Raw genomic sequence first — 25,591 nt, forward strand, 5'->3', positions numbered from 1 at the left:
AAATACGGAGCGGCAGAAATATCAGTTCCCGTATAAAAAAATTGGGACAGCGCCATTCAGCTGGAGTGTGAACAGGGCTCTATCTTAAATTAAGGCATTATTTGTCTGGACAATGGGGTCCACTATAAGGGGAGCGGCCAGCGCTTTTCATGTTAGAGCTTGAGTAAACAATGATTGAAACGTAATGCCCTGAAAAATATTGCCAAAATTAGATGTAAGCTACCGAATTCGCATTAAATACCTATATATTATTGATTTGTCAATATGATATAGCCGTCCTGAAACGAAATCCTTGAGTTCTATTTGATGCGCTGGGTGCTAGAGGTTTATTTCCAAGAAGCCAAACAACTTCTGGGCTTCCTGAAGGAACAAAGCAGCCACTATGCGGCGTATATTGCTGCCATGCATTTAACGTCTATCCGCTGTTGTCTGCTGGTGATCGCCAGGCAGAAGTAGGCTGTGTTCAGGGGGGAAGAAGGATGTATATAGCCATTTAGCATCTAATAGCCTATCCTTACAGGGAATTATTAAAGGGGCTAATAAATTGAACGCATCCATCGCTAAAGACAAGCGCTATTTTTCTATCCGGTGTGTTTTACCCAGCGTGATAGTTTTTTTTTCCGGTTGCGCTAGCGTTCCGGAAATAAAGTCTACTGCGGATTATTCACCTATGGTCAGTTATGCGCTGAGCTTGCAGGGTACGCCTTATCACTACGGTAAAAATTCGCCTGAGGAAGGTTTCGATTGCAGCGGATTTGTGCAGCATGTGTATGGGCGTCAGGGTATAGCATTGCCACGTACGACTCAAAAGATAGCTCAATCGGCGGCGCTGATCCAAGTTCCGAGAAATGATCTTCATTCAGGCGATCTGCTTTTCTTTAATACCAACGGCAAGCCGTTTTCCCATGTCGGCATTTATGTCAGTAATGATGATTTTATTCATGCACCTAGCCAGCGTACCGGCAAAGTGCTGGTGTCCAGCCTTAAAAATCGGTATTGGGGTAATCGGTTTAGTTGCGCACGCCGTCCATAACAGTATTGCCAGGCTGTAATGAGAAAAAACAGGGGCATCCGAAAAAGCTTAAGTAAATGCCATTCAGAATCGACCCCATTCTTCAGGTTTTGTAAATCGTCCACAACGTTTAAAATCAAAATATCGAGCTACATAAAACTCCACAAAGTTTTAGCCACCGTCTCCGATGTTCTCCCAAGCATTGCTACTGGGTTCCTCAAGTTCTTGTAATTTTTTAGTGGTTTCTTGCAGTTTGGCCCGCAACTCTTCGAGTTCTTGATTATGGCACAGCCTGACATCTGTCGCTGCTACCCTGCATTTCACTACCAACGTATCAATCATGGCACTCTGTTCAATAAGTTCAGTCAGCAGCTTTTGTCTGTAATCATCTGTCGTTTTCATGAATTAATCCTTCGGGTCGTTTAGTAATATTTAATCCAAAACAATTAGGTTGATTGATGTGGGGACGATTTTAGCTGCCCTCACATTGTGTATCAAAACAGGATTTTCGATTAACTAAAAACATAGCGCAATTGCCCCACTAACAACCCCTTTATTTTACATTTCCAGCAAAAACACAGATAACATTAAGCCTGTTCAAGTCTGGACACCGCTGTTCTAACCAGGTCACTTAATGCAGCCCCATCTTGCTGACAATAAGCAATAATCTCACGCCGCATTCTGGGATCCCATGATCTTAATATATGTTTTCTTATACCTTCAGCGGCGATTTCTTTATTGCTTTCCGCGTTAAAGAAATTACCTATATCGTTGGCCATTTTGATAAGTGGTTCTATTTTCATCGTTAATTACACAGTTAATGGTTATGGGTTAAGCGTTGCGGATGAGTATAAACTACATGTTGATCATCACGGGCAAAACCGATTAAGGTGAGGCCTGCCTCATCAGCCAGACGTATGGCTAAGCCGGTCGGTGCGGAGATGGCCGCAAGCAGCGTAATGCCGACCCACGCGGTTTTTTGTACCATTTCATAACTGGCGCGACTGGTAACGATGATAAAGCCGGCAGATAAATCTTTGCCGGTGCGCAATAAAAAACCGATCAATTTATCCAGCGCGTTATGCCGTCCTACATCTTCCCTTATATCTAAAATCCCCTGTCCGGGAACGGCCCAGGCAGCCGCATGAACTGCTCCGGTTAGCTGGTTTAGTTTCTGGTGCTGTTTTATGCTTGTTAAGGCGGAACGCAGTTCCGCAGCAGGCAGGGTCAGATTCCCGTTAACCGGGCAGGGTTGGCGGATAGCTTGTTTTAAGGTACTCGCGCCGCATAGACCGCAACCGGTGCGACCGGTTAAATTACGGCCTTTGTCGGACAGACCTTGAAAACGTTGCTCCGGAATCTTTATCTGGACTTCGATGCCGTTCGAGCGGTTATAAACCCGCGTCGATAATAACTCCTGCGGGCTTTTAATAATGCCTTCGGTAATACTAAAACCCAGCGCAAACTCTTCAAGATTGGTCGGGGTTGCCAGCATCACGACATGCGGGACTCCGTTGTAAATTAGAGAAATAGGCACTTCTTCGGCAATAGTATCTTGCAACTGTTCATGATGCCCGCCTCGCCAGCGATCAACGGTGATTTGTTGATAACTGGGCCAGCCTAATTCTAATGATAGCGGCTCGGCAATCGCTCCTTGCATTGCTCTACCTCGTACATCCATGCAATTGAGTACTGGCGTCGCCGTTAGTCATGGCTCATTCCCTGCTCCAGAAGATCGAGTTGTTTTTCTGAAAACTCCTGGTATTGCTGTTGCCATTCCGAAGGTTGGCTGACTTTGGTGATTTGCACGGCCGTCACTTTGTATTCCGGGCAGTTGGTCGCCCAATCGGAGTTGTCGGTCGTGATCACGTTGGCGCCGGATTCAGGAAAATGGAAAGTGGTGTAGACAACGCCAGGCTGTACGCGATCGCTGACCAAGGCGCGCAATACGGTCTCGCCGGCACGACTTTTAATACCTACCCAGTCGCCGGTGTTGACGCCACGATCTTCGGCATCATGCGGATGAATTTCCAGGCGATCTTCCGAATGCCAGGCGACATTTTCGGTGCGGCGTGTTTGCGCGCCGACATTGTATTGCGACAAAATACGTCCGGTGGTCAGAATTAACGGATATTTGCCGGTTACGCGTTCTGCCGTTTGAACAAATTCGGTCAGCATGAACAAGCCCTTGCCGTTATCGCGCAGGAAATGCTCGGTATGCATAATCGGTGTGCCTTCCGGCGCTTCATCATTACAAGGCCATTGTATGCTGCCGAGGCGGTCAATCTTTTCATAACTGACGCCGGCAAAACTAGGCGTAAGCTGTGCTATTTCATCCATGATTTCTGACGGATGGCTGTAATTCATTGGGTAACCCATCGCATTGGCCAGCATTTGAGTGACTTCCCAATCCTGATAACCCGCCAATGGCGACATCACTTTGCGCACCGGCGAGATACGGCGCTCGGCATTGGTAAACGTACCGTTTTTTTCGAGGAAGGATGAGCCAGGGAAGAAAACGTGAGCAAATTTAGCGGTTTCGTTGAGGAATATATCCTGAACTATCACGCATTCCATTGCCCGTAACGCAGCATGAACATGTTTAATGTCCGGGTCGGATTGAGCAATATCCTCACCCTCGCAGTACAGTCCCATAAAACTTTTGTCTAGTGCCGCATCAAACATATTCGGAATACGCAAGCCCGGTTCGGAGCTGAGTTCAGCCTGCCATGCGTTTTCAAACAGTTGGTGCGTTGCAGGATCGGATACATGGCGGTAACCTGGAAACTCATGGGGAAATGAACCCATGTCACAAGAACCCTGCACGTTATTTTGTCCCCGTAAAGGGTTAACGCCGGCGCCTTCGTGACCTAAATTGCCGGTCGCCATAGCCAGATTGGCAATGCCGATGACCATCGTGGAGCCTTGACTGTGTTCTGTTACCCCTAAACCGTAATAAATAGCTGCATTGTCGGCCGTGGCGTAAAGCCGTGCAGCGGCTCTAAGTTCAGCCGCTGGAACGCCGGTAATGGACTCGGAAGCTTCCGGTGAATTATGCTCCTGCGCAACAAAAGTTTTCCATTTGGCAAAAGAGGCTACATCGCAACGGGCATTAACAAAGGCTTCGTCAAGCAGGTTTTCGGTAACAACGACATGCCCGAGGGCATTGATCAAGGCGACATTGGTGCTGGGACGCAGCTTTAGATGATGGCTGGCTTTAACATGCGGGGCTTTGATCAGGTCGATTTCACGCGGATCAACCACGATCAGTTTGGCGCCCTGACGCAGGCGTTTTTTCATTTGCGAGCCGAATACCGGATGGCCGTCGGTTGGATTGGCACCGATAATCAAAATCACATCGGCTTTCATAACCGAGTCGAAATCCTGGGTGCCGGATGATTCGCCAAAGGTTTGTTTCAATCCGTAACCGGTAGGCGAATGGCAAACCCGCGCACAGGTATCGACATTATTATTGCCGAAACCGGCGCGTATCAGTTTTTGCATGATGTAGACTTCTTCGTTGGTGCAGCGAGAAGAAGTGATGCCGCCGATGGAATCCTTGCCGTATTTTGCCTGGATGCGTTTTAATTCCGACGCGGCATGGCTGATAGCCTCTTCCCAGCTGACTTCCTGCCACGCATCTTTAATGCTGGCGCGGATCATCGGCTTGGTGATGCGGTCTTTGTGCGTGGCATAACCGAACGCAAAACGTCCCTTTACGCAGGAATGACCGTGATTGGCCTTGCCGTCTTTGTTGGGCACCATGCGGATGACTTGTTCGCCTTTCATTTCCGCCCGGAATGAACAGCCGACGCCGCAATAAGCGCAGGTTGTCACGATTGCATGCTCCGGCAGACCATTATCGATGACCGATTTTTCCATCAAGGTTGCGGTTGGACAGGCTTGTATGCAAGCGCCGCAGGATACGCATTCCGAATCCATGAACGGCTGATTCTGGCTGGGCGATACTTTGGAGTCAAAGCCGCGACCGTCAATGGTCAAGGCAAACGTGCCTTGGGTTTCTTCACAGGCTCTGACGCAGCGCGAACAAACGATACATTTGCTGGGGTCGAAGCTGAAATAGGGGTTGCTTTCGTCTTTAACCGCGTTTAGATGGGTTTCAATCGGGTTGTAACGTACTTCTCGCAAACCTACTGCGCCAGCCATGTCTTGCAGTTCGCAGTCGCCATTGGCCGAACAGGTCAAGCAGTCCAGCGGGTGATCGGAAATATACAGTTCCATGATGCCGCGACGCACATCGGCCAGTTTTTTATTCTGGGTAGTGATTTTTAAACCTTCCGCGACCGGCGTAGTGCATGAAGCTGGCATACCTCTGCCGCCTTCTATTTGCACTACGCAAAGCCGACAGGAACCGAAGGGTTCTAGGCTGTCGGTTGCGCATAATTTGGGTATCTCAATACCAATGCTTGCCGCCGCTCGCATGACCGAGGTCCCTGCCGGTGCTGTTACCTTAAAACCATCAATTTCCAGCGTGACCATCTTTTCGCAGGTAGCGGCCGGTGTGCCAAAATCTTTTTCTTTATTGATCGACATTGTAATATCCTCTAAATCATTATCAGGCGGCAGTAGCTTTTGCATTTATCCCGAAATCTTCGGGGAAATGATTTAAAGCGCTCAGTACAGGGTAGGGTGTCATACCGCCTAATGCACAGAGGGAGCCGTTCAGTAAGGTGTCGCAAAGATCACGTAACAAGGGGATGTTTTTATCGAGGTTGCGACCGTTAATAATGTCGTCCATGACTTCTACGCCACGGGTGGAGCCAATACGGCAAGGTGTACATTTGCCGCAGGATTCAATTTTACAAAATTCCATGCTATAGCGCGCCATTTCGGCCATATTGACCGTGTCATCAAAAACGACAATGCCGCCATGTCCCACTACCGCCCAGATGGCGGCAAAGGCTTCGTAATCCAGGGGGGTGTCAAATTGCGACTCGGGCAGATAAGCGCCGAGCGGGCCGCCTACCTGAACTGCCCGAATCGGTCTGCCGGAAGCTGAGCCGCCGCCAAAATCATAAAGTAATTCGCGCAAGGTTAAGCCAAAGCCCAGTTCGACTAAACCGGGGCGCTTGATGTTGCCGGCCAGTTGCACCGGCAAGGTGCCGCGCGAGCGTCCCATGCCGAAATCGCGGTAATAATCGCCGCCTTTATCCAGAATAATCGGCACTGAAGCCAGCGAAATAACGTTGTTGACCACAGTGGGTTGGCCGAATAAACCGCTGATGGCCGGCAAGGGCGGTTTAAAGCGTACCAGGCCGCGTTTCCCTTCCAAGCTTTCCATTAATGAGGTTTCTTCGCCGCAGACATAAGCGCCTGCGCCCAGCCTGACTTCCAGATTGAAGGTAAGGCCGCTGCCTTGAATATTGTCACCCAGGTAACCTTCCTGGTAAGCGGTGGCAATTGCCGCATTGAGTATCTCGAAAGCGTGAGGATATTCTACGCGCAGATAGATATAGCCTTGAGTGGCGTCGACCGCTAAACCTGCAATGGTCATGCCTTCGATTAACACGAACGGGTCGCCTTCCATGACCATGCGGTCGGAAAACGTGCCGGAATCGCCTTCATCGGCATTGCAGATAATGTATTTTTGCAGCGATGGGGTGTTGAGTACGGTCTTCCATTTGATGCCGGTCGGGAAGGCCGCGCCGCCGCGACCGCGTAAACCCGAATCGGTCACCGCCTGGACAATTGCCTCCTGGGTCATGGCTAGCGCATTTTTTAAGCCGCGATAGCCGTCATTTTCAACATAATCGGTCAAGCTGAGAGGATCTGTTATGCCGATACGGGCAAAGGTCAAACGTTGCTGTTTTTTGAAGTAATCCAGTTCTTCAGTCAGGCCTAAAGATAACGCATGTGCGCCGCCTTGGGTGAAGTCGGCATCAAACAAGCCGGACACGTCGCCGGGTTGAACGGGGCCGTAAGCTACGCGTCCTTTAGCGGTGGCGACTTCAACCAGAGGTTCCAGCCAGAACATGCCTCTTGAACCGTTACGAACCAGTGTAATATCGAGACCGCGCGTTGCCGCTTCTTTGGCAATGGCGATTGCCACGCGCTCAGCGCCCAGTGAAACAGCGCTGGAATCGCATGGTACATAAATTGTGATACTCATGCTGATGCCTCCGTATTGGCGATGGTCGCATCAAAACTGTCCGCTGTTACTCGGCCGAAGATCTCTTTGTCGATTTGCATGGCCGGTGAACAGGCGCAGTTGCCTAAACAGTACACAGGCTCTAAAGAGAACTTGCCGTCTGCGGTAGTCTCATGAAAATCAATGCCCAACTTGGCTTTAACATGCTCTTCGAGCTGTCTTGCGCCCATGGCTTGGCACGATTCCGCACGGCAAAGATGAATGGTTTGTTTGCCCGGCGGCGTGTCCCTGAAATAGTGGTAAAAGCTGATCACGCCGTGTACTTCGGCGCGAGAAAGGCTTAGCCCTGCTGCGATATCCGGTACGCAGTCGGCCGGGATATAACCCAGAGTATCTTGTATGCCATGCAGAATAGGTAAAAGTGCGCCGGGCTTGTCTTTAAGTGCGGCGATTATTTCTTGCACGGTGGGTTGCGTGGTGCCTGATTCTGTCATGATCATCTCAATAGGGTGAATCCATCCGGATTAAAACAACAGTTATTCCTGACTATTGCGTATTTAAAAGTGTCTGCTAGCATAGCACAAGATATTTTGGCTGTAAAAATGCTATAAAATGGACAAAAAATGTAAGTGATTAAAGCTATCGGTTATGTGTTTATTTATAATGAATATTTTTTAAATAGGGCGCTTTAAAATGAGTTGTCTGCTTTTGGGTAATAGACTATTCATTTATTGGCCTATATTCAATGGTATCTTTTTGCTAAAAATCAGTGAGAGCGGCCGGAGCCACCCTCAATAATTATTTTTTTATTTCACAAAACAATTTTTTTCAGCATATTGCTCCGCGTCTTTAAGCCGTTTTCTTAAGTCTTTGGATTGAGTCGGATCACGCATAGCCGCAGCGGCATCGCCGGTCTGACCTTTACTTAAATAAGAGAAGGTTTTCGCGGCTTCGTATTCGGCAAAACTCAGTTTTTCAGCGATTTTGTCGATTTTACAACCGCAGGCGTACTGGCTGATATAGGTCAGGCCGCCGTGTTGTGCAACGCAATTTAAGACATAGTCAACGCGGTCGCGGGTAGGGTAGTCGCTGACAAACGGCGCAGGTTCAGCGGATTCTGCCGGTTTTTCCGGCGAGGTGGCGCAACCTGAAATAACGGTGACTAATGCAAGGCTTAATATGGAGGGTGTGTGTTTAATTTTCATGGATGATTTTTTATTCCCATAAGTCAGAAAGTGAAAAAGGTTGCGTAGCTTGCAATAACAGGCTTGCGAGAATAGCCTGTCGATTGAGCGATTTTGACCCTTATCTACGATATTCAAAGCTTACCATTATGAACAGTCAAACAAAAGTAGCAGGCGTGATTCTTGCCGGTGGCCGTGCCCGGCGTATGAATAATCAGGATAAAGGTCTGGTGAAGTTTAAAGGTCGCCCTATGGTCAGTTACGCGATAGCCGCGATGGCTCCCGTTGTCGATTGCGTGTTCATCAATGCCAATCGGAATATCGATCAATACCGGCAATTTGGATGGCCGGTTATTAGCGACCAAACCGATAGTTTTGACGGCCCTTTGGCTGGCGTATTAACGGCCATGATTCATGCTGATGCGGATGTTCTGGTGGTCTTGCCTTGCGATTCGCCGTTAATTAAAACGGAACATCTGCAAAAGTTGTTATCAGCCCGCGCCGAAAATAATGCCGATGTTGCGGTTGCTTTTGATGGGGTAAAGCTGCATCCGGTTTTTTTGGCAATAAAGACTGCATTACAAACCAGCCTGCAAGATTATTTGGCTGGCGACCAACGTAAAGTGGCGGCTTGGCTGGCGCAGCAGAACCTTGTGAAGGTCGATTTTAGCCGCGAGCCGGAAATATTCAGTAACATTAATACCATGGCCGAGTTATCGGCGCTGGAGGACACTAATCATCCCAGTTAGCATCGGGCATAGTTATTCCACGGAAGCAGATGATAAAGAAATTTGAACAATTGTCCTCAAAAATCAATACAGGTCTGAATTTTTTGAGTAAAGATCTGCCTTAAATTAGGGTAAGTTTCGTTGATGAGCAGACCATTTGCTTAACTTGGCGGTCATCATAAGTCTCGGTATCTGTTCGCGGACATTACTTTCAGCGCGATACGTTGCTGTCGAAAACATCTATTTTCCGGTATAATTTGCAGCATTTTTAACTCAGGGTATAGGCGTTATGTCAGAAATCAATAAAGTTGTCTTGGCTTATTCCGGAGGTCTGGATACTTCCGTTATTCTTAAGTGGTTACAGGATGTGTATGCCTGTGAGGTTGTTACCTTTACCGCCGATTTGGGTCAGGGCGAAGAAGTGGAGCCGGCGCGAGCCAAAGCCCAAGCTATGGGCATTAAGGATATTTACATCGAAGATTTGCGCGAAGATTTTGCGCGCGATTATGTTTTTCCGATGTTTCGTGCCAATACGGTTTACGAAGGCGAATATTTGCTGGGCACCTCGATTGCGCGTCCTTTAATCGCCAAGCGGCTGATTGAAATCGCCAATGAAACCGGTGCGAATGCTATTTCACACGGCGCAACCGGCAAGGGTAACGATCAAGTGCGGTTTGAGCTGGGCGCTTACGCATTGCGTCCCGATATACAGATTATCGCACCCTGGCGGGAGTGGGATTTAACCTCGCGTCAAACGTTGCTGGCTTATGCCGAAAAACATAATATCCCGGTGGAAATGAAAAAAGGCAAAACCTCGCCGTATTCAATGGATGCCAACTTGCTGCATATTTCTTATGAAGGTCGGGTTCTGGAAGATCCCTGGGCCGAGCCTGAAGAGGACATGTGGCGCTGGACGGTTTCGCCCGAAGCCGCGCCTGATCAACCGACTTACATTGAGCTGACTTACCGTCAGGGCGATATTGTCGCTATTGACGACGTGCCTTGCACACCTGCGACAGTTCTGGAGCAATTAAACAAAATTGCCGGTGCTAACGGTATCGGTCGCTTGGACATCGTGGAAAATCGCTATGTCGGCATGAAATCGCGCGGCTGTTATGAAACTCCGGCCGGTACGATAATGCTCAAAGCGCATCGTGCGATTGAATCATTAACATTAGACAGGGAAGTGGCGCATTTAAAGGATGAGTTGATGCCGCGCTATGCTTCTTTAATCTATAACGGTTACTGGTGGAGTCCTGAGCGGGAAATGATGCAAACCATGATCAATGCGTCTCAGGCGAACGTTAATGGCAAAGTCAGGCTCAAGCTTTATAAGGGCAATGTTATTGTAGTCGGGCGCGCTTCCGACACTGACAGCCTGTTTGATGAAAGTATTGCGACGTTTGAAGATGATGGCGGCGCGTATAATCAAAAAGATGCCGAGGGCTTTATTAAATTGAATGCACTAAGAATGAGAATAGCCGCTGCCAAGCGATTAGGTTGATGCTGTAGGCAGCATAGAGACATCTATTTGGATGTCGGCAATGCCGATTTTGTATCGTTCCCACGCTGGAGCGTGGGAACGATACAGCTATTTCATAAGTTTAATCTGTGAATTTGTGGTGTTTTATTTTTGCTGCTGAGTAGTTGCAAGACAGAAATAATTATCGTACACATGATGCGACATTCATTGGCGTTCGTTAGCTGGATGGATCGTAAAGCGGTAGCCGCAGGGCTCAAGGTCATTTACCAATCGATTACCGTTACCGAAGCCGAGCAGGAACTGGAAGCCTTTGCCCGGCAATGGGATAAACAGTATCCCAGCATCAGTGCATCTTGGCGTAGGCATTGGCTAAACCTGATCGCCTTCTTCGACTATCCTGATGAGATTCGGCCTCAAGTCCTCAACCAGAGGGATCGCTTACTATCAAACAATGAGGTTACAAAACTATGACATCATCCAAAGCAGGCCGTAGTTTTTTAGGGGCCTATTGCGCTGACAGTTACAGATAAATGCCAACAATAAGAATCATGTTACAATTCAAAAGATTGTTAAGAAACAAGTCTAAAACACCGGCACACCTAAACCAGTAATAATTCAAATGGCAGATAGATGCTTTAATTATTAAGGCATTATGAGGCAGCTATTTAATTATAGAAGGACGAGTAGAGAAACTGAATACCAAATGACTCTCATCACTTTAAAGGATTTAGAAGCCCACCTCTGGCATGCAGCCCATATTATCACGGGGCCCATTGATGCTTCTGACTATAAAACCTACATTTTCCCCATTTTATTCTTCAAACGCATTTGCGATGTCTACGATGAAGAATTTACCGAAGCACTAGCGCAAGTCGGTGACGCAGAACTCGCTAAAGGCGATATGTTTCATCGCATTAAAATTCCAGCAGAATGCCATTGGCAACAGGTGTTCAACCAAACCAAAAACATTGGACAGGCATTAAACGAAGCGTTTCGTGGCATAGAGTTGGCTAACGGACATTTGCATGGCATCTTTGGTGATGCTGGCTGGACGAATAAAGAGCGTCTATCTGATGAGCTGCTCGGTACCCTGCTAAATCACTTCAACAAGATTAACCTCGGCGTCTCCAACGTTCGTGATGACGATATGGGGCGAGCATATGAATACCTCATCAAACGCTTCGCCGATAAGGCCAATAAAAAAGCCGGTGAATTCTATACTCCCCGCACCATCGTCCGTTTAATGGTCAATATCCTTGATCCGAAAGCCGGTGAAAGTGTTTATGATCCGGCTTGCGGTACCGGCGGCATGTTATTGGAAACCGTTCATCATGTGAAAGAAAATGGAGGTGATCCACGCTTGCTAAAAATCAGAGGTCAAGAGAAGAACCTTACCACTGAAGCCATTGCCCGAATGAACTTGTTTCTGCATGGCATGGAAGATTTCGACATCTTACGTGGCGATACCTTACGGCAACCGAAGTTTATTAAAAACGACAAACTGGAAACGTTTGACAACGTTATCGCCAATCCCCCATTCAGCCTTAATGAATGGGGTTACGATCTTTGGCAAAACGATCCTTATGGACGTAAGCAATACGGTTTAGCGCCGAAAACCAATGGCGATTTTTCTTGGGTGCAGCATATGTTTGCCTCATTAAACGATAACGGCCGCATGGCGGTGGTATTGCCTCATGGCGTGTTATTTCGCGGTGCCGCCGAAGGGAAAATCCGCACTAATCTCCTGAAAGAAAATCGCATTGAAGCGATTATTGGCCTTGCATCCAACCTGTTTTATGGCACAGGTATTCCGGCTTGTATTCTGGTACTCAGAAAACAGCGGCCAGCAGACCACCAAAATCATGTATTGATAATTAATGCAGAAGAAATCTTTACCAAAGGTCGAGCTCAAAACACCTTATCCGTAGCGCAAGCAGATCAGATTTATCACATCTATCACAGCCAAGAACAGCAAGGCCCTGATAAGGCCGAAGAAATAGAAGGTGTTGCTCGTTGGGTAAGTTTAAAGGAAATTGAAGAAAACGACTTTAACCTAAACATTGCCCGTTACGTACAAAAGCCGTTAGCAGAAGAAACCATCACCGTGGAAGAAGCCTTATTGGACTTTAAACAAAAACTCGCCGCCCTGGAGCAAGCCGAACAAGAGCTTGAAGAGCTGTTAGTTAAAGAGGGCTTTGAGCTATGAGTGTACTCAACAAGAAAAAACTAGAAGACCTACTCTGGGGCGCAGCCGAATTTCTGCGTGGTCAAATCGACGCCTCCGACTATAAGCAGTACATCTTTCCCCTGTTGTTTTATAAGCGTCTCTCCGATGTTTACCTGGAAGAATACAACGAAGCAATGGTCATTCATGAAGGCGATGCAGACTACGCCGCCATGCCTATGTTTCACCGTTTTGAAATCCCTCAAGAAGCCCGTTGGCAAGTGGTAAGAGACACCACCAAAAATATTGGTGAAGCGATTCAAAATGCACTGCGCTTGATTGAATCGAATAACGACCGTTTGCATGATGTCTTTGGTGATGCCCAGTGGACTAATAAAGAACGTCTGCCGGATCATCTCTTAGCCGATCTGATTCAGCATTTCAGCAAAATTCCGTTGGGCATTCAAACGGTCAATCAGGATGATTTAGGCGAGGCTTACGAATTCCTCATCAAAAAGTTTGCTGACGATTCCGGCCATACTGCGGCTGAGTTCTACACCAACCGTACTGTCGTGCATTTAATGACACGCATTATGGGCCTGCAAACCGGTGAAACCGCCTATGACCCTACTTGCGGAACCGGCGGCATGTTGTTAAATGGCGTGATGGAGTTGCGCAACCAGGGTAAAGAGTGGCGTAGTGTTAAGTTGTACGGGCAAGAAGTTAATCTGCTCACTTCGGCCATTGGCCGCATGAATATGTTTCTGCACGACATTGAAGAATTTGAAGTACTGCGCGGCGATACCCTGAGCGAACCCAAGTTTATTGAAAACGACCAGCTCAAGCAGTTTGATGTCATCTTTGCTAATCCACCGTACTCCATTAAAAAATGGAACCGCGACAAGTTCTCTGCCGATCCTTATGGGCGTAATATCTATGGTATTCCGCCGCAAGGCTGCGCCGATTATGCTTTTTATACTCATATCATCAAAAGCCTGAATCCAAAAACAGGTAGAGCGGCAATGCTCTGGCCGCATGGCGTATTGTTTAGAGATTCTGAAGCAACTATCCGCAGGCAAGTCATTGAAGCCGATTTGATTGAAGCGGTGATTGGCTTAGGGCCTAACCTGTTTTACAACTCGCCGATGGAATCGTGCGTGGTTGTTCTGCGCTGTAATAAATCGGCAGAGCGGAAAAACAAAATCCTGTTTATTAATGGTGTAGAACAGGTAACCCGAGAACGAGCGCACAGCCGCTTGTCCGATGAAAACTTAAGGGTTCTGACTGAAGCTTATTTCCATCCTGAGAAACAGACCAGCATTACCGCGCTGGTAGATATTGAGGATATTCGCGCTAACCAGAACAACCTGTCTATTCCGCTTTATGTGCAAAATGATAGCGGACACGAAGTTCATGACATTGAACATGCGATTGAAGCCTGGAAAGTGAGTCGGGTGAAATTGAAAAAGCAGACTACCGATTTGTTTAAAAGCCTGGCGGAATTGGGTTATCAATGATAATTTTCACCACAGAAGCACAGAGTACACAGCGTTTTTTATATCATTACTTCGCGTCGCTGTGTCTTTGTGGTGAATTAAAAATGAAATATAAACTTATACAATGAATTAGACATCGTATATGCTATCATTTTCAGCATGAATAAAATCATTGTTATTGATACCAGCGTATTTATCAGTGCCATTATTGGTGCTAAAGGCCCAAGCCGAGCACTGTTAAGACAGTGTTTTGAAGGCAGGTATCAGCCTTTAATGGGGAATGCGTTGTTCTGCGAATATGAAGAGGTCAGTAAAAGAAGCTCTATTCTTGAAAAAACGCCATTGAGCGAGGAAGAAGTGAATGCGTTACTGTGCTCATTTTTCAGTATTTGCCGATGGATACCGGTTTATTATTTATGGCGACCCAATTTAAAAGATGAACAAGATAATCATCTGATTGAATTAGCGGTTGCTGGCAACGCAGAATATCTGGTAACCAATAACATTAAAGATTTTAACCACACAGAATTATATTTTCCGCAACTCACTGTTCTAAAACCAGATCAGCTATTGAGAGGACATTAACATGGGAACATTAACTATTCGTCTGCCCGATGACCGACATAATCGTTTAAAAGCCTTGGCAAAATATCGAAAAATCAGCATCAATAAATTAATGGATGAGCTTTCTACCATTGCCTTAGCGGAATTTGATGCGGAAACACGTTTCCATGCCATGGCCGCTAAAGGTTCTCGTGAACAAGGCTTGGCGATTTTGGATAAGCTGGATAGCTTGTAGGCCGGGTTAGCGCAACCCAATGACGGCTAACTATTTAGAGAGGTTAACCCCATGAACACCGCAGACCGCATTTATGAAACCGTGAAAACATTACCCGAGCAAAGTGCTTGTGAAGTCTTGAGTTTCGTAGAAAAGTTAAAGGCCAAGCAAATTGAAAACGAGCAAAATCGCAAAGCACTGGCGCTGGCTAAATTAGCCAAATACCGTGGTCGCTTTAAAGCCGAAAAATTTAATCGCGAAGACTGTTATGACCGTTAGAGTCTATCGCAGATAAACGTTAGCCGGATTATCAGAGCAGATTAACTGTGGTTAATCCATTTATCTAAACCCCTGACATGACTAATCAAAAACAGACTGTAAAATTTGGTGATATTTGCCGCGAGGTAAAAATCACCAGCAAAAACCCACTTGCAGAGGGTTACGATAAATATATCGGTCTTGAACATTTAGATTCCGGTTCGTTGAAAATCAAACGCTGGGGCAGGATTGCCGAAGATAAGCCCAGCTTCACACGCGTATTCAAGAAAGGTCATATCCTCTTTGGCAAACGACGCTCTTATTTAAAGAAAGCCGCGATTGCTGAATTTGATGGAATTTGTTCTGGTGACATTATTGTAATGGAGCCAAAAGGTGATTTGATGTTACCGGAATTACTGCCTTTAATTGTGCAGTCAGAAAGGTTTTGGGATTGGGCTATTAAGACCTCAGCGGGTGGTTTATCTCCAAGAACAAAATTTTCTTCGTTACAAGAGTGTCAGATTACACTTCCAATATTGAGCAGACAGCAGAGACTTGTTGAAATTTTTGATAAGATTTTAACTGTTATAAATATGAACGAAAAAGTAATTCATGACTTAAAAAGAGTTAAGGATTCATTAGAACTAAAGTTTTTAAAATTCGAGAGAATAAAAGATAAAAATAAATTATGCGTTTTAAAAGATGTCTCCAAAAATATTACTGATGGAGTACACCAAACAGTACCAAAACTTTCTGATGGTGCGATACCTTTTGCATTTGTTTCATCAATTGTAAATGGAAAATTAGACTATGAATCTGGCAGTTTTATTTCAGAGAAAGTATACGAGAAAATATCTAAAGGAAAAAAGATACAGTCAGGTGATTTGCTTTATACAGTCGTTGGGAGTTACGGAGAAGTTGCACTTATTGAATCGGATCGTAGGGTAGGGTTTGAAAGAAATATTGCATTAATAAGGTTGAATCAACATTTAGTTTATTCTAAATATTTATTGGCTTGGTTAAGCAGTAAATACTTTAAGCATTACGTTGAAACAATTGCTACAGGTAATGCACAAAAGCTCATCTCATTATCAGATGTCAACCGTTTTCCAATAAAGAAGATTGATATTAAAGAACAAAAAACTATAGGTTTGTTGTTTCAGAGTATTAGGTCGGAGAATGATTTATTCGAAAGTAAGTTGTTGGATGCGCGTCAAATATTAAGATCAATAGCAACCCAAGAATTTCAAGAAGGATGACGATCCATGCGGGCAAAGATAAAGCTTATAGCTCACCCCATAGTGCTCAATACCAAACCACAATGAGCACATTGGAAATGCATAATAAATCTTGGTGTCTCTGTGGTGAAATAAAATGACTGCGAACTTTTTAAGGTTAAGGATTTAGCATGTTCAACGAACAAACCGTAACCGAAAATGGAATCATTGACCGCTTAAAACAATTAAGCGGTGTAAAGTGGACTTACTGTCACGGTGAAGCCTTACCCAAACAGGCCAGCGACATTTTTGTCGATGACTGGTTAAAAGATGCACTGTGTTCGTTAAACCCCGCTATTGCAGCCAATCCTGATTATGCGGATGAAGTCATTTATAAGCTGCGCGGCTTGATTTTAGAGGCAAAGCATACAGGCCTGGTTAAAGCCAACGAGAACTTTAACGAATGGCTGTCGGCAGAAAAAACCTTGCCCTTCGGTCAGGTTGGCGAACATACCACCATCAATCTGATTGACTTCAATAACATCGAAAACAACCATTTTGTGGTCTCGCAACAGGTGCATTACCTCGCGGCTACCGAAGTCTATTTTGACATTGTGTTGTACGTTAACGGCATTCCATTAGTAGTGGGCGAGGTGAAATCCGCTACCCGGCCATCGGTCAGCTGGCAAGATGGTGCGGCAGATTTTATCGGCGGTAAAAAACACTATTGGAAAAATGTCGAACCGTTCTTTGTGCCGAATCTATTGTGTTTTGCCAGCGAGGGTAAAACCTTTGCTTATGGTGCCATCAATGCCCGTACCAAAGACTGGGGGCCGTGGCATAAAACCACCCAACGTGATGAGATTCCGCAGACTTTAGCCTCTGTTTTGGACAGTACGGAAGGCTTGTTAAATCCGCAAACCTTGTTGCAGTTGCTGCATTCTTTTGCTTTGTTTTCGACAGTGAAAGCAGGCAAAAATAGTCCACCCAAGCGCAGCAAGATTTTACCTCGCTATCCCCAGTTCGAAACCGCCAAACAGATTGTGGAACGCGTCCAGGCAGGTTATCCGCGTAAAGGGCTGATCTGGCATTTTCAAGGCTCTGGTAAGTCGCTGTTGATGTTATATGCAGCACGTATGCTGCGTGCCGATAACTCGCTTAAAAATCCCACCGTATTGATTGTGGTGGATCGGCGAGACCTGGATACACAGATCAATGAAACCTTTGGTGGAGCCGATATAAAAAACCTCATCAAAGTAAAGTCCTGCAAAAAGCTCGGTGAACTGATAGAACAGGACAGCCGTGGCATTTTAATTACCACTGTCTTCAAGTTTAAAGAAGTGGAGATAGATGAAAACAATAAAGACGGCCTTAATTCCCGCGACAACATAATTGTTCTGGTCGATGAAGCGCATCGTACCCAAGAAGGTTCGCTGGGTGACAAAATGCGCTGGGCGCTGCCCAATGCCCATTTTTACGGTTTAACCGGCACGCCGATTTCCGGCTTGGAACGCAACACTTTCAAACTCTTCGGTGCCGATGAGGATGAAGGCCGTTATATGAATCGTTATAACTACAAGCAATCGATCCGTGATGGTGCGACTAATCCGGTGAAGTTTGAACCACGCTTGGCAGAACTGCGCGTCGACCGTGAGGCGATTAACGAAGAGTTTGAACGGCTCGCTAAAGAAAACGATCTGGATGAGGAAGAAAGAGCGGCGTTGTCCAAGCGTGCCGGTAAGTTATCCATTATGCTAAAAGCGCCTAAACGTATGGCGGTCATCAGCACCGATATTGCCGACCATTTTACCAGTCACGTCAAACCGAAAAAGATGAAAGCCATGGTTGTGGTCTATGACCGTGAGGCTTGTGTACAGATGTATTATCTGCTGGGCAATCAGCTAGGCTTTGATGCCGTAGAAGTCGTCATGAATGTTGACCAGGCGCCTATTAAGATCACTGAAGGTGATAAAAAAGGTAAGCAGAATAAAGACTGGATAAAATGGAAAGAAGAACTAGCACTGCCGGTTCAGGAAGCTGATTTCGAGCGTTGGCAGGTTCTTGATGGTGACGAGCAACAACAAAAAGACCTGATTGAATCCTATAAAGATCCCCAGTACCCACTGCAACTGATTATTGTCACCGCCAAACTGCTGACCGGATTTGATGCGCCCATCTGTTACTGCATGTACCTCGATAAGCCAATACGTGATCACACCTTGCTGCAGGCCATGTGCCGAACCAATCGGTTATATGAAACCGATGATACGCTCAAAAATATGGGTTTGATTATTGATTACCTCGGCGTATTTGAGAACCTGCGTACTGCGTTGGCGTATGACGCCGATGAAATTGATGGCGTGGTGGAAGGCATTGAGACTTTTAAAGGATTATTGCCACTGCAATTACAAGCATGCTTGGCTTTCTTTCCAGGTGTAGATCTTACCGTTGCAGGGTTTGAAGGCATCATGGCCGCACAGGAATGTCTGCCCACCAATGAAAAACGTGACCAGTTCGCAGCAACATTTGGCGTGCTTAATAAATTGTGGACGGCTATTAGCCCGGATCGATTTCTTTCGCCTTATCGTGCCGATTTCAAATGGTTGGCCCAAATTTATGAATCAGTACGTCCGGTAGGTCAAACAGGTGCCTTGGTATGGGCTGCACTGGGTCCTGAAACCATTAAGATGATCCACGAGAATACCGATATTAAAGGTATCCGTGATGATATTAATGAGCTGATGATGGATGAACATTCTGTTTTCACTCTGACCGAAAAAGAGCAGGAGAAACGGGCGCGACGGTTGGAAATAAACCTGATGGGACGTTTGCGCGGACATGATGACCCCAAATTTGTTGCGTTGGGTGAACGTCTTGAAAAACTGCGGCTGGACTATGAAGCCGGTGTCATTAAAGCGATAGACTGGTTAAAAGGTTTGTTGGATGCCGCGAAAGACGCCGTACATCTGGAGCGTAAACTGGATGAAAAAGTCGTAACAGAAAACGATAACATTCAGGCTCTAACCAAGCTCTTCCTGGAAACCCGTCCTGATAGCACACCAAAAGTTATACAAGATATTGTGGAGCAGATCGATAAGATTGTAAAAGTGACCCGTTTCGACGGCTGGCAAAATTCAAACAGCGGTCCTCGTGAGATTCAGAAAGCATTGCTGTTGACCTTAGCGCAGTTCGGGCTTGGTAAGGACAAAGAGCTGTTTGATAAGGCTTATGGATATATTAAAGAGCATTATTGAGTTACGGTTTCTTAAACATGGAAATGGTATTGATGATGAATTGGCTGCTTAACTATAGGGTGCCTAGATGAGGACTCATGTGCTGTTTATCGGTCAAAGAAGGCTTTTTAATTCTATGCTTTACCCAGGATTTCGACTGAAATTATTATGATTGAATCAATTGAAGAAGGCAGAAAAGAGGACGGAAATCGTTCGATTGCCGATAAGATAATCAAATGGTTACATGACCTTGATAAAACTGTTGAAAATAATCAAGGACGTTGGGCCTGGGAATTGCTACAAAATGCAAAAGATAGCATTGCTGAGGAAGACGATAAAACCGTATCTGTTCAGATAATCGTGGGAAGCTACTTTATTGAACAAAATAAAGCAGCTAATTATCAATAGCTTGCTGAAAATAAGTATTTTTCATTCTATAAGAGAATCAGTACATCTTCAGATACTCATTTTTCAGCAAGTTATTGTTTTATATTAGATTATAAATTATCGTTCAGGCGCTAGTTAAATAAAATGCAGGATTTGAGCAGTAAACTTGTATAATCGCGGGTCAGGTAGCACTACTGCCGACAGGGTTTGTTATAAAAAAAATAATTGTTCGGTCAGGTTGGTTGTCATAGGTTCCTGGTTCGAGAGGAAGTAATTAATGAGCGATATAGATAAGATAAATTCAGGCGTGGAGACTTTGCATGGCAATGCCTCTACGGTTCTGCAAAGTATACCTTCGCATCATACATTAATGAAAGTTAACCGGCTGTTGCTGACTATAGTCTGTTCCTTGATGGTTGTTGTTTTGATAGCGGGCTTTTTATTGTTCCCGAGCGATAGCTTCTTAACTCGCTATAAAAACGCTACGGCTACCGAAACCTATGCGGCCGAGGTAAATCCCGTGTTGTCGGCTGAAGTTAATGCTCTGAAAGGCCAGCTGGTCGGATTGGTCAGTGGTTCAATTGAAAGCAAATTAAACGCGTTGGAAGAGAGTCTCCGGGTGGGTTCCGTTTCCAGTTCTATAGGGACCATAGAAGATTTGAAGAATGACCTTAAAGTTCTCCGTTCCTACTCTGAGTCCACCAAGAAGGGAAAGGCGGTCGTTTCCAATGAGCAGCTAATGCAGGAAATGTCCCAATTAAAACGTCTGATCTATTTGACTATCGCTTCTTGCGGGTTGATGCTGGCAGCCGTTGCGGGCATCTGGATTAAGAATCGCAACCGATTGTCCTATAAAGAAACCAAAACAAGTTATTTGGGTAAGGATTAATTTTCGGTTATCGGTTTTTTGGACACAAAAAAAGCCGCCCCAGTTATGTATTGGGGCGGCTTTTTTGTGTTTACCGATCCGGGTTTAACTGCCGCCCAGATATTTGTACAAAGCATCAACAGCTTGATCTTCGCCGTATCCAGCTTTAACAACGGCCGGATTTTTCATGATTTCAGCGATAGCTTTCGGCATACCGCCTTTGCCTTCTTTCAGAACAGTTTCGAATTTCGCTCTGTCCAGGGTGCCTGCTTTAATTAAAGCAGTTAACTGTGGATTTGAAGCGATATCATGGCAAGTGCCGCAACCGCGACCGAAAGCGCGTTCATAAATTTTCTTACCAACATCGTTAGCTTCGTCGGCAAATACTTGTCCACTTAACGTGATTAAAGCGATACCAGCTAGTGTACCTAATGTTTTTTTCATGTTGACCTCTCCTCTTGGTAGTAAAAAAAGAACTGCTGTTTATTGTTGAAGAAAATAACAGTTCGATTAAAAGTTAAACCGTGAAAGCATAGGGAATTTGGCGGGAAAATTCAATTGTTTTATTTATTTATTTTCCCTGAGTTATATTATCGACAACGGCTATGAATGATAACTGAATCGTTTAATCGGCCTTTAAGTTAAGGTATGACAAACAATAGTTAATCAAGTCGGCGGGTCTGAAACCAGCTCAGTTTGTGATGCAGGGTTACTACCGTACCGATAATAATCAGCGTGGGCGGCTTGATGTCCTGGTCGGCAACCTTGCCCGGCAGTGTTTCCAAGGTGCCGGTAATTACCCGCTGGTTGGATGTGGTGCCTTGTTGAACAAGGGCAATAGGTAAGTCTTTGGGGCTGCCGTGCGCAATCAAAGACTGGCAGATTTTTTCCAGACCGGCCAGTCCCATATAGACGACGATGGTTTGATTAGGTGCTGCAAGTTGCGTCCAGTTTAAATTGACGGAATTATCCTTTAAGTGTCCGGTGACGAAGGTACAGGATTGAGCATGATCCCGATGGGTCAACGGGATGCCGGCGTAGGTTGCGCAGCCTGAAGCGGCGGTAATACCGGGAACTACCTGAAAATTAATGCCTTGCTGCATCAGGGTTTCAATTTCTTCGCCGCCGCGGCCGAATATGAACGGATCGCCGCCTTTTAAGCGCACCACCCGCTTTCCTGCTTTAGCCAAATCAGCCAGCAGGGTATTGATGGATTCTTGCGGTAGCGTATGATTTTGCCGCTGTTTGCCGACATAAATTTTTTCTGCATCCCGACGTGCCAAATCGAGAATCTCCGGCGAAACCAGCCGGTCGTAAATAACCACATCGGCCTGTTGCATCAACCGCAGTGCCCGAAAAGTTAACAAATCCGGTGCGCCGGGGCCTGCGCCAACCAGATAGACTTCGCCCAGGTTAGTGTCTTGTTCTTGATTGAGCAGGGTTTGCTCCAATTGTCGTTCAGCTTCCTGTTCCTTGCCTGAAAAAACCAATTCCGCGACAGAACCCTGCAATATGTTTTCCCAGAAAATCCGGCGTTGTGCAGGCTGTTTAATGTGCTGCTTGACCTCATCTCTGAATTTATTAGCCAGATCGGCAAGGCGACCGTAGCTTGGGGGAATCACACTTTCTATTTTAGCCCTGAGCAATCGGGCTAATACCGGTGCGGCACCGCCGGAGGATACCGCGGCAATAATCGGTGAACGGTCGATAATAGCCGGAAAAATAAAACTGCATAGCTCGGGATTATCCACCACATTAACAGGGATGTTTTGTTCATCAGCCGTTTTGGCAACCAATCGATTGATTTCTGGATTATCAGTCGCCGATACCACTAGCCTGAATTTGCCAAGATCAGCAGGGGCGAAGGATTTTTGCAGCAGCGTTAAATGATGTGTCGCCTGCAGGCTCAAAACCGTGGGACTAATCTCGCGGGCGATTACCGTGATTTTTGCACCGGCTCTTGCCAACAGTTCAATTTTTCGGGCGGCGATTTCGCCAGCACCGATAACCAGACAAGCCTGGTCTTTAAGCTTTAAAAATACAGGGAAATAATCCATTTAGTTATGATGATTCTTGGATTTAAAAGAGGATGGTATTATAAGCGTACCAAACTTAGTTAAGAAAACTTAAAATACAGCCATGATCGAATTTAATCTGGAAGTTGATGCCAGCGGCTTAAATTGCCCATTACCCTTATTGCGCCTGAAAAAAGCCTTAATGGGCATGTCCAGCGGCGATGTCGTCAAAGTGATCGCAACCGATCCTGCCGCACATTTGGATTTTGGCGTTTATTCCGATCAGACCGGACATCAAATCATTCAATTGATAAAAGAATCCAATAAGCAGGTTTTTTATTTCAAAAAGAAATAACGTCGCTACGTATCTACGCTAAAATTCCAGGGACTTGTTCAGCAAGTTGACCTGAACATCCATGCTGTTCAAAATACAAGCCAGGCCGAATTGATGAAATATCGAAACATCGGCAGCATCGCGTCCAAAAGCAATAATCACCCTGCCGCCGCGTAAACCGTTCTGGGTGGGATCGAAAGTATACCATCGACCGCCGATATAAGCCTCAAACCAGGCATGCAGGTCCATCGGTTCAAGCTGATACAAATCTAAGAGTCTATTTCTAAAATGGCGCATTAATTGAACATGAAACCGACTCAACACGACCAACTAGAAACTTATTTTCAGCAGGTACGGGATATTATCCTGATCCGGCAGGATTGGGTGACCGGCTTATTGCCGGCCAGTACCGCTGTCAATGTGCATGGCAATTATACCGATGCCTGGGTAAGGGATAATGTTTACAGTATTCTCGCGGCATGGGGACTGGCGCTTGCTTACCGGCGCGTTGAAGACAGCTACGTTGAAAAAAACAGCGGACGCGCTTATTTGCTGGAGCAAAGCGTCGTCAAACTGATGCGCGGACTGCTGACGGCGATGATGCGCCAGGCGGCCAAAGTCGAGAAATTCAAGCAGTCACAGAATCCGCTGGATGCCTTGCATGCCAAATATGATACGAAAACCGGCACCATCGTGGTCGGCGATCATGAATGGGGACATTTGCAATTGGATGCGACGTCTTTATTTCTGTTGATGCTGGCGCAAATGACGGCGTCCGGCTTGCGCATTGTGTTTACGATTGACGAAGTCAATTTTGTGCAAAACCTGGTGCACTATATCAGCCGGACTTACCGTACGCCTGACTACGGCATCTGGGAGCGCGGCCACAAAACCAATCATGGTATTGCCGAGTTGAATGCCAGCTCAATCGGCATGGCAAAAGCGGCGCTGGAAGCGCTGTCCGGTTTTAATCTATTCGGCAAGGAGGGCGGGCAAGCGTCTGTCGTTCATGTGATCAGCGACGACATCGCCCGAACGCGGATTACCCTGGAATCGCTTTTACCCAGAGAATCTATCTCTAAAGAGGCGGATTCCGCCGTTCTCAGCATCACCGGATTCCCGGCTTTCGCAGTTGATAATCAGATCATCCGGGCAAAAACAGAAGCGATTATTTGCGAAAAACTGGAAGGCCGATACGGCTGCAAACGCTTCTTGCTGGATGGCCACCAAACCGCAATAGAAGATGGACACCGCCAATATTACGATCCGCATGAATTAAAACAATTCATGGATATCGAATGCGAATGGCCGTTGTTTTTTACCTATTTACTGCTTAACAACTTGTTCACAGGCGATAACGAAGCCGCCATGCGTTATCGTACTAAACTGGAAAGTCTGCTGGTTGAACAAGATGGACGGCAATTATTGCCGGAACTTTATGGTGTCCCCAAAGACTTAATCGAAGCGGAAAAAGCCAACCCACACAGCCAGGAACGCGCCCCGAATGAAAATGTGCCTCTGGTTTGGGCGCAAAGTCTTTTTATGCTGGGCAGTCTTATTCAGGATGGTTTGCTTTGTTGTGAGGACATCGACCCCTTAGGCCGACACAAAGTCGCCAAACAAGCTCAGGATTGCAATCTGCAAATTCAGTTACTTGCTCAGGATGAAGTCGTACAAAACAGCTTAATGAAATACGGCATTCGCACGCAAACACTCGCCGCGATAGCCCCCATTCAGATCAGAGAAGCCAATGAACTCGCCGATGCCTACACGCATGTAGGTAGAAATGACCGTATTGGCTTGACAGGCAGGCCGTTGAGGCAACTGCGGACGCTCGCAACATCCAAGATGTATATACTGGCAGGCGAGTGCCTGCTTTTCCTGCCGCAATGCCTTAATCAAAAAGGCTTCTATCTTGCGATGGACAACCGCTTGCTGATTCAGCGCTTGCGTCTGGAACTGGCCTATATCTATAAGCATTGGGACAGACCGGGCAATCCTTTGGTGGTTATGACAATAAAACAGAATATGTTGGGCAGCCATAACCGTGAAGTCCTGATTGACTTTATCAAGGAGCTGCAACAGGGTTCTACGCTGGGCATTCCGGTGCAACTCGGAAGCCTCTCCGATTTCGCAGAAACTTCAAGTCATGAAAAAATCAGCTATCTGCACGACTTTCAATTTTCCAAAGCCTCCTGGGCATAGCTATCTACACAAGTCACATTAGGAAATCCTGAGCTGTTTCTTGCAAAGCGGCAAGCTCCTCATGGGAGTAACAATCCAACACCTCCTGCATAGAAAGGAATATCCATAATCCTGCCAACA

General features: G+C 46.1%; 25 protein-coding genes and 1 pseudogene. 16 read left to right on the forward strand and 10 right to left on the reverse strand.

Going from position 1 to position 25,591, the window contains the following annotated elements:
* Window positions 1–306: 306 nt before the first annotated feature.
* Together RW114_RS15595 and RW114_RS15600 are read left to right on the forward strand one after the other, a co-directional pair.
* Window positions 307–456 (forward strand): hypothetical protein, encoded by a 150-nt coding sequence (locus RW114_RS15595; protein WP_340123688.1) that lies wholly within the window; start codon window positions 307–309, stop codon window positions 454–456.
* A gap of 88 nt (window positions 457–544) precedes the next feature.
* Window positions 545–1,033 (forward strand): C40 family peptidase, encoded by a 489-nt coding sequence (locus RW114_RS15600; protein WP_340123689.1) that lies wholly within the window; start codon window positions 545–547, stop codon window positions 1,031–1,033.
* Window positions 1,034–1,183: 150 nt separating this feature from the next.
* Here the strand turns inward: RW114_RS15600 and RW114_RS15605 are convergent, their stop codons facing one another.
* The 7 genes from RW114_RS15605 to RW114_RS15635 form a co-directional block, all read right to left on the reverse strand.
* Window positions 1,184–1,414: a sll1863 family stress response protein gene (locus RW114_RS15605; RefSeq protein ID WP_340123690.1), complete on the reverse strand. Its 231-nt coding sequence runs from the start codon at window positions 1,412–1,414 to the stop codon at window positions 1,184–1,186.
* Window positions 1,415–1,599: 185 nt separating this feature from the next.
* Window positions 1,600–1,815: a formate dehydrogenase subunit delta gene (locus tag RW114_RS15610; RefSeq protein WP_340123691.1), complete on the reverse strand. Its 216-nt coding sequence runs from the start codon at window positions 1,813–1,815 to the stop codon at window positions 1,600–1,602.
* 14 nt (window positions 1,816–1,829) lie between these two features.
* Window positions 1,830–2,672, reverse strand: a complete 843-nt coding sequence (fdhD, locus tag RW114_RS15615; protein WP_340123692.1) for a formate dehydrogenase accessory sulfurtransferase FdhD — start codon at window positions 2,670–2,672, stop codon at window positions 1,830–1,832.
* A gap of 44 nt (window positions 2,673–2,716) precedes the next feature.
* On the reverse strand, window positions 2,717–5,566 hold the full coding sequence (fdhF, locus tag RW114_RS15620; RefSeq protein WP_340123693.1) for a formate dehydrogenase subunit alpha: 2,850 nt from the start codon (window positions 5,564–5,566) through the stop codon (window positions 2,717–2,719).
* A 22-nt stretch (window positions 5,567–5,588) separates the two neighbouring features.
* Window positions 5,589–7,142, reverse strand: coding sequence for a formate dehydrogenase beta subunit (locus RW114_RS15625; protein ID WP_340123694.1), 1,554 nt, complete (start codon window positions 7,140–7,142; stop codon window positions 5,589–5,591).
* Window positions 7,139–7,615, reverse strand: a complete 477-nt coding sequence (locus RW114_RS15630; protein ID WP_340123695.1) for a formate dehydrogenase subunit gamma — start codon at window positions 7,613–7,615, stop codon at window positions 7,139–7,141. The genes RW114_RS15625 and RW114_RS15630 overlap by 4 nt, the downstream gene beginning before the upstream one ends.
* 312 nt (window positions 7,616–7,927) lie before the next feature.
* Window positions 7,928–8,326, reverse strand: coding sequence for a hypothetical protein (locus RW114_RS15635; RefSeq protein ID WP_340123696.1), 399 nt, complete (start codon window positions 8,324–8,326; stop codon window positions 7,928–7,930).
* Between the two features lie 128 nt (window positions 8,327–8,454).
* Here RW114_RS15635 and mobA point away from each other — a divergent pair, with 128 nt between their 5' ends.
* From mobA to RW114_RS15695, 12 genes and pseudogenes are all read left to right on the forward strand, one after another.
* The gene (gene mobA, locus RW114_RS15640) at window positions 8,455–9,054 is read left to right on the forward strand and encodes a molybdenum cofactor guanylyltransferase MobA (RefSeq protein WP_340123697.1); all 600 of its coding nucleotides are present in this window, start codon (window positions 8,455–8,457) and stop codon (window positions 9,052–9,054) included.
* A gap of 268 nt (window positions 9,055–9,322) precedes the next feature.
* Window positions 9,323–10,537 (forward strand): argininosuccinate synthase, encoded by a 1,215-nt coding sequence (locus tag RW114_RS15645; protein WP_340123698.1) that lies wholly within the window; start codon window positions 9,323–9,325, stop codon window positions 10,535–10,537.
* 159 nt (window positions 10,538–10,696) lie between these two features.
* Window positions 10,697–10,927, forward strand: a pseudogene (locus RW114_RS15650) (transposase); the annotation flags it as partial.
* Between the two features lie 292 nt (window positions 10,928–11,219).
* Window positions 11,220–12,722 (forward strand): type I restriction-modification system subunit M, encoded by a 1,503-nt coding sequence (locus tag RW114_RS15655; protein WP_340123700.1) that lies wholly within the window; start codon window positions 11,220–11,222, stop codon window positions 12,720–12,722.
* Window positions 12,719–14,197 carry a type I restriction-modification system subunit M gene (locus RW114_RS15660; RefSeq protein WP_340123701.1) on the forward strand — a complete coding sequence of 493 codons (1,479 nt, stop codon included), beginning with the start codon at window positions 12,719–12,721 and terminating at the stop codon, window positions 14,195–14,197. The genes RW114_RS15655 and RW114_RS15660 overlap by 4 nt, the downstream gene beginning before the upstream one ends.
* A gap of 138 nt (window positions 14,198–14,335) precedes the next feature.
* Window positions 14,336–14,761: a putative toxin-antitoxin system toxin component, PIN family gene (locus RW114_RS15665; protein WP_340123702.1), complete on the forward strand. Its 426-nt coding sequence runs from the start codon at window positions 14,336–14,338 to the stop codon at window positions 14,759–14,761.
* A gap of 1 nt (window position 14,762) precedes the next feature.
* Window positions 14,763–14,975, forward strand: a complete 213-nt coding sequence (locus RW114_RS15670) for a toxin-antitoxin system HicB family antitoxin (protein WP_340123703.1) — start codon at window positions 14,763–14,765, stop codon at window positions 14,973–14,975.
* Window positions 14,976–15,026: 51 nt separating this feature from the next.
* Window positions 15,027–15,233, forward strand: a complete 207-nt coding sequence (locus RW114_RS15675; RefSeq protein WP_340123704.1) for a DUF2281 domain-containing protein — start codon at window positions 15,027–15,029, stop codon at window positions 15,231–15,233.
* 77 nt (window positions 15,234–15,310) lie between these two features.
* The gene (locus RW114_RS15680) at window positions 15,311–16,471 is read left to right on the forward strand and encodes a restriction endonuclease subunit S (protein WP_340123705.1); all 1,161 of its coding nucleotides are present in this window, start codon (window positions 15,311–15,313) and stop codon (window positions 16,469–16,471) included.
* Window positions 16,472–16,620: 149 nt separating this feature from the next.
* On the forward strand, window positions 16,621–19,683 hold the full coding sequence (locus tag RW114_RS15685; protein WP_340123706.1) for a type I restriction endonuclease subunit R: 3,063 nt from the start codon (window positions 16,621–16,623) through the stop codon (window positions 19,681–19,683).
* Between the two features lie 147 nt (window positions 19,684–19,830).
* Complete coding sequence (locus tag RW114_RS15690) at window positions 19,831–20,070, forward strand: hypothetical protein (RefSeq protein WP_340123707.1); 240 nt, start codon at window positions 19,831–19,833, stop codon at window positions 20,068–20,070.
* A gap of 256 nt (window positions 20,071–20,326) precedes the next feature.
* Window positions 20,327–20,938 carry a hypothetical protein gene (locus RW114_RS15695; protein ID WP_340123708.1) on the forward strand — a complete coding sequence of 204 codons (612 nt, stop codon included), beginning with the start codon at window positions 20,327–20,329 and terminating at the stop codon, window positions 20,936–20,938.
* Window positions 20,939–21,022: 84 nt separating this feature from the next.
* Here RW114_RS15695 and RW114_RS15700 read toward each other — a convergent pair whose 3' ends face one another.
* Complete coding sequence (locus RW114_RS15700) at window positions 21,023–21,361, reverse strand: cytochrome c (RefSeq protein ID WP_340123709.1); 339 nt, start codon at window positions 21,359–21,361, stop codon at window positions 21,023–21,025.
* A 218-nt stretch (window positions 21,362–21,579) separates the two neighbouring features.
* Complete coding sequence (gene cysG, locus RW114_RS15705; protein ID WP_340123710.1) at window positions 21,580–22,974, reverse strand: siroheme synthase CysG; 1,395 nt, start codon at window positions 22,972–22,974, stop codon at window positions 21,580–21,582.
* A gap of 82 nt (window positions 22,975–23,056) precedes the next feature.
* Between cysG and RW114_RS15710 the strand changes: the two genes are divergently transcribed.
* Window positions 23,057–23,287 carry a sulfurtransferase TusA family protein gene (locus tag RW114_RS15710; RefSeq protein ID WP_340123712.1) on the forward strand — a complete coding sequence of 77 codons (231 nt, stop codon included), beginning with the start codon at window positions 23,057–23,059 and terminating at the stop codon, window positions 23,285–23,287.
* An 18-nt stretch (window positions 23,288–23,305) separates the two neighbouring features.
* Here the strand turns inward: RW114_RS15710 and RW114_RS15715 are convergent, their stop codons facing one another.
* Window positions 23,306–23,533 carry a transglutaminase family protein gene (locus RW114_RS15715; protein ID WP_340123714.1) on the reverse strand — a complete coding sequence of 76 codons (228 nt, stop codon included), beginning with the start codon at window positions 23,531–23,533 and terminating at the stop codon, window positions 23,306–23,308.
* 39 nt (window positions 23,534–23,572) lie between these two features.
* Between RW114_RS15715 and RW114_RS15720 the strand changes: the two genes are divergently transcribed.
* Window positions 23,573–25,471, forward strand: a complete 1,899-nt coding sequence (locus RW114_RS15720; protein WP_340123715.1) for a glycoside hydrolase family 15 protein — start codon at window positions 23,573–23,575, stop codon at window positions 25,469–25,471.
* The last annotated feature ends 120 nt before the right edge of the window (window positions 25,472–25,591 follow it).

The organism is Methylobacter svalbardensis, assembly GCF_037671525.1.
Lineage (GTDB): Bacteria > Pseudomonadota > Gammaproteobacteria > Methylococcales > Methylomonadaceae > Methylobacter_A > Methylobacter_A svalbardensis.